The following is a 3,834-nucleotide window of genomic DNA, read 5'->3' on the forward strand; positions in this document are numbered from 1 at the left end:
GGGGTGGGGAGGGGAGGGGAGAAACTCAGCCGAGGACGCGGTCCTTGAGCGCCGGGAAGCGTTCCCGGGTCGTCGCCACCGTCCCCGGGTCGTACTCGACGACAAGCACCTCCTCGCCCGAACCCGCCTCCGCCAGCACCTCACCCCACGGATCGACCACGATGCTGTGGCCGCTCTGCGGAACCCCGGCGTGGGTTCCGGCCGTGGCGCAGGCCAATACGTACGCCTGGTTCTCGACCGCGCGGGCCTGCGCGAGCAGCGTCCAGTGGGCGCGGCGGCGCTCGGGCCAGCCGGCCGAGATGACGAGGGTCTCGGCGCCCGCGTCGACCAGACCCCGGAACAGTTCGGGGAAGCGCAGGTCGTAGCAGGTGGCGAGGCCGAGCACGGTGGTCGGCAGGGTGACCGTCGCCAACTCCTCGCCCGCGCCCATCATCGTGGCCTCGCCCTTGTCGAAGCCGAAGCGGTGGATCTTCCGGTAGGTGCGGGCGAGGGTGCCGTCGGGGGCGAAGACCAGGGCCGTGTTGTAGAGGGTGCCGCTCTTGTCGCGCTCCACGATCGAGCCCGCGTGCAGCCAGACCCCCGCGTCGGCCGCCGCCCCCACCATCGCGTCGTGCGTCGCGCCGCGCAGCGGTTCCGCCTCGGTCTCGAAGGACTCGTACGCGAAGGCGCCCACCGGCCACAGCTCGGGCAGCACCACCAGGTCGGACCCGGACTGTTCCCGTACCAGTGAAGCCACCCTGGAGCGGCGGGAATTGACCGATTCGTCGGGGTCTACGTCGATCTGGATGAGAGAGGCGCGCACACTACCACCGTCCTGGCATTCGAGTCGCAATGACCGCCTACGATCGTCACACGAAAGCACTGCAAGCGGCCCGTGCGGCAGCGTAACTTAAGGGTCCGAGCCTCCCACGCAGTCCGTTCCGCCCACCGCCGCAAGCCCGGTCGGCCCCCGCCGACCGTGCCAGCACCGCTCCGAAGCCCGTTACCGCCACGCCCGTACAGACGAACCGCCCGAGGGGTCCCGTGACCGTCCATCCCAGCATCCAGACCTACGCCGACGCCTGGACCCATTCCGTGGAAGCCATATCCGAGCTGGTGACACCGCTCGCTGAGGGCTCCTGGAATCTGGCGACACCATGCCCGGGATGGTCCGTGCGGGACATCGTCTCCCATGTCATCGGCCTCGACTGCGAGATGCTCGGCGACCCCCGGCCCATCCACTCGCTGCCCCGCGACCTGTACCACGTACAGACCGAGCTGCAGCGGTACATGGAGGTGCAGGTCGATGTGCGGCGGCACCACACGGCGCCGGAGATGACCTCCGAGCTGGAGTACACGATCATCCGCCGCTCCCGGCAGCTGCGGAACGAGAGCCGGGACCCGCAGACCAAGGTGCGCGGCCCGCTCGGCAACGAGGAAGCGCTCGAAGAGGCCGTCCGCAAGCGGGCGTTCGACGTGTGGGTGCACGAGCAGGACCTGCGGACCGCCCTGCGCGCCCCGGCCAACCTGGACTCCCCCGGTGCGTACGTCGCCCGTGACCTGCTGCTCGCCGGGCTGCCCAGGGTGGTCGCCAAGCAGGCCGGTGCGCCCGCGAGTTCGGCGATCGTCTTCGACGTCGACGGCCCGGTCGACTTCCTGCGCACCGTCCGCATCGACGCCGACGGCCACGGCACCGTGGACAACGCCCCGTCCCTCGGCCCCGCGGTGACGCTCGGGCTCGACTGGGAGACGTTCTACAAGCTGTGCTGCGGCCGCGTGAAGCCGCACACCGTACGGGACCGGGTGAAGGCGGACGGCGACCAGGACCTGGCCGAGGCGATCCTCAACAACCTCGCGATGACGGTGTGACACCCCGCGTGCGGCGGGCGGTTCACACCGGTACGTGCACCGCCTCGACCCGACTGGCCACCAACCGCTCGCCTTCCAGCCGGACCGCCCGCTTCCGCAGCCGCAGAATCTGCGTGATGCCGAGGGCTTCGAGGACGAAGATCGAGCAGAACGCGATCCGGTAGTTCTGGCCGGTCGCGTCGAGCAGGACGCCGACCGCGAGCAGCGTGGTCATGGAGGCGACGAAGCCGCCCATGTTCACGATGCCGGAGGCGGTGCCCTGGCGTTCCGGCGGGTTGGCCGGGCGGGCGAAGTCGAAGCCGATCATGGACGCCGGGCCGCACGTGCCGAGCACCAGGCACAGCACGACGAGGACGCCCATCGGGGCCGTACCGCCGGGGTAGCCGAGGGTCACGGCCCACACCAGGGCGGTCAGGCCGACCGTGCCGAGCACCAGTGGCGTGCGGGCCGCGTGGTGGCGGGCGATGACCTGGCCGTAGACGAGGCCGATGGTCATGCTCGACAGGACGGTCAGGGTGAGGAGTTCACCCGCGGTGGCGCGGGACAGGCCCTGCGCCTCCACCAGGAACGGCAGCCCCCACAGCAGCGTGAACACCATCATCGGGAACTGCGTGGTGAAGTGCACCCACAGGCCGAGCCGGGTGCCGGGCTCCCGCCACGCCTGCGCGATCTGGCGGCGCACGAAGGCCGGGCCCTGCGCCTGCTTCACCGGCGGCGGCTCGTGGCCCTCCGGGTGGTCCTTGAGAAACAGCAGCAGCAGTACGAGGACGACGACACCCGCGAGCGAGCTGCCGACGAACGCGGTGGTCCAGCCGAGGCCGTGCAGCATCCGGGAGAGCACAAGCGTCGACACCAGGTTGCCGCCCATGCCGATGAGCCCGGCGAGCTGCGCGACGAGGGGCCCGCGGCGGGCCGGGAACCAGCGGGTGCCGAGCCGCAGCACGCTGATGAACGTCATCGCGTCCCCGCAGCCGAGCAGCGCCCGCGCGGCCAGGGCCATGCCGTACGAGGGCGCGAGGGCGAAGGAGAGCTGGCCGACGGTGAACAGCACGACGCCGAGGGTCAGCACCTTCTTCGTGCCGAGCCGGTCGACCATCAGGCCCACGGGTATCTGCATGCCCGCGTACACGAGGAGTTGGAGGATGGAGAACGTGGACAGCGCGGAGGCGCCCACGTCGAAGCGGTCGGCCGCGTCGAGGCCCGCGACGCCGAGCGAGGTGCGGAAGATGACGGCGACGAAATAGACGGCGACGCCGATCGACCAGACCGCGACGGCCCGCTGGCCGCCGGGCGGATCGCCGGGCAGCCGGATCCCGGGGGAGCTCATCGCACGTCCCCCCGCGCCAGGTTGGAGAACCAGCCGACGTGCCGGCGCACGATCGCGACGCCCGCGTCCGCGTCGCCGTCGCGGAGCGCCTGCAGGATCTCGGCGTGCTCGGCGAGGGTCTTGGCGATGCGGTCGGGGTGCGACTGCATCACGGCGACGCCCATCCGCAACTGCCGGTCGCGCAGCTGGTCGTAGAGGCGGGAGAGGATCGCGTTGCCGCCGCTGCGGACGATCTCGGCGTGGAAGCAGCGGTCCGTGACGGCGGCGGCCGCGAAGTCCCCGGCGGCGGCCTGCTCGCGCTGCTGGGCGAGGAGTTCCTCCAGCCGCTCGATCAGCCGGGCCGGCGCGGGCACCGCCTTGCGCGCCGCGTGCTCCTCGACGAGCAGCCGGGTCTCCACCACGTCGGCGATCTCCTGCGCGGAGACCGGCAGGACCAGGGCGCCCTTCTTCGGGTAGAGCTTCAGCAGCCCCTCCACCTCCAGCTTGAGCAGCGCCTCGCGCACGGGCGTACGGGAGACGCCCACGTCGGTGGCGAGTTCGCCCTCGGTGAGGAGCGTGCCGCCCTCGTAACGCCGTTCCAGGACGGCCTGCTTGACGTGCTGGTAGACGCGCTCGGCCGCGGGCGGCTGCTTGGCCAGGGGGGCGGCCTGGGGGGCTGG

The 3,834-nt window shown here is 71.5% G+C and carries 4 protein-coding genes; 1 reads left to right on the plus strand and 3 read right to left on the minus strand.

Features of this window, described 5'->3' with window-relative positions; translation table 11 throughout:
- Nucleotides 1-25: 25 nt before the first annotated feature.
- Entirely contained in the window at nt 26-802 is a 777-nt protein-coding gene (locus GUY60_RS35545; protein WP_161705513.1) for a carbon-nitrogen family hydrolase, read from the minus strand.
- A 221-nt stretch (nt 803-1,023) separates the two neighbouring features.
- Between GUY60_RS35545 and GUY60_RS35550 the strand changes: the two genes are divergently transcribed.
- Nucleotides 1,024-1,848, plus strand: coding sequence for a maleylpyruvate isomerase family mycothiol-dependent enzyme (locus GUY60_RS35550; protein WP_161705515.1), 825 nt, complete (start codon nt 1,024-1,026; stop codon nt 1,846-1,848).
- 22 nt (nt 1,849-1,870) lie between these two features.
- On the opposite strand, the gene GUY60_RS35555 is transcribed toward GUY60_RS35550, so the two are convergent.
- Together GUY60_RS35555 and GUY60_RS35560 are read right to left on the minus strand one after the other, a co-directional pair.
- Nucleotides 1,871-3,175 carry an MFS transporter gene (locus tag GUY60_RS35555; protein ID WP_161705516.1) on the minus strand — a complete coding sequence of 435 codons (1,305 nt, stop codon included), beginning with the start codon at nt 3,173-3,175 and terminating at the stop codon, nt 1,871-1,873.
- Complete coding sequence (locus GUY60_RS35560) at nt 3,172-3,813, minus strand: GntR family transcriptional regulator (protein WP_161705518.1); 642 nt, start codon at nt 3,811-3,813, stop codon at nt 3,172-3,174. The genes GUY60_RS35555 and GUY60_RS35560 overlap by 4 nt, the downstream gene beginning before the upstream one ends.
- Nucleotides 3,814-3,834 lie beyond the last annotated feature (21 nt).

It is taken from the genome of Streptomyces boluensis, from assembly GCF_009908195.1.
Taxonomy (GTDB): Bacteria; Actinomycetota; Actinomycetes; order Streptomycetales; family Streptomycetaceae; genus Streptomyces; species Streptomyces boluensis.

Excerpts from the sequence above, each read along its gene's own strand:
- GUY60_RS35555 (WP_161705516.1), bottom strand. The coding sequence starts at position 3,175 with ATGAGCTCCCCCGGGATCCGGCTGCCCGGCGATCCGCCCGGCGGCCAG.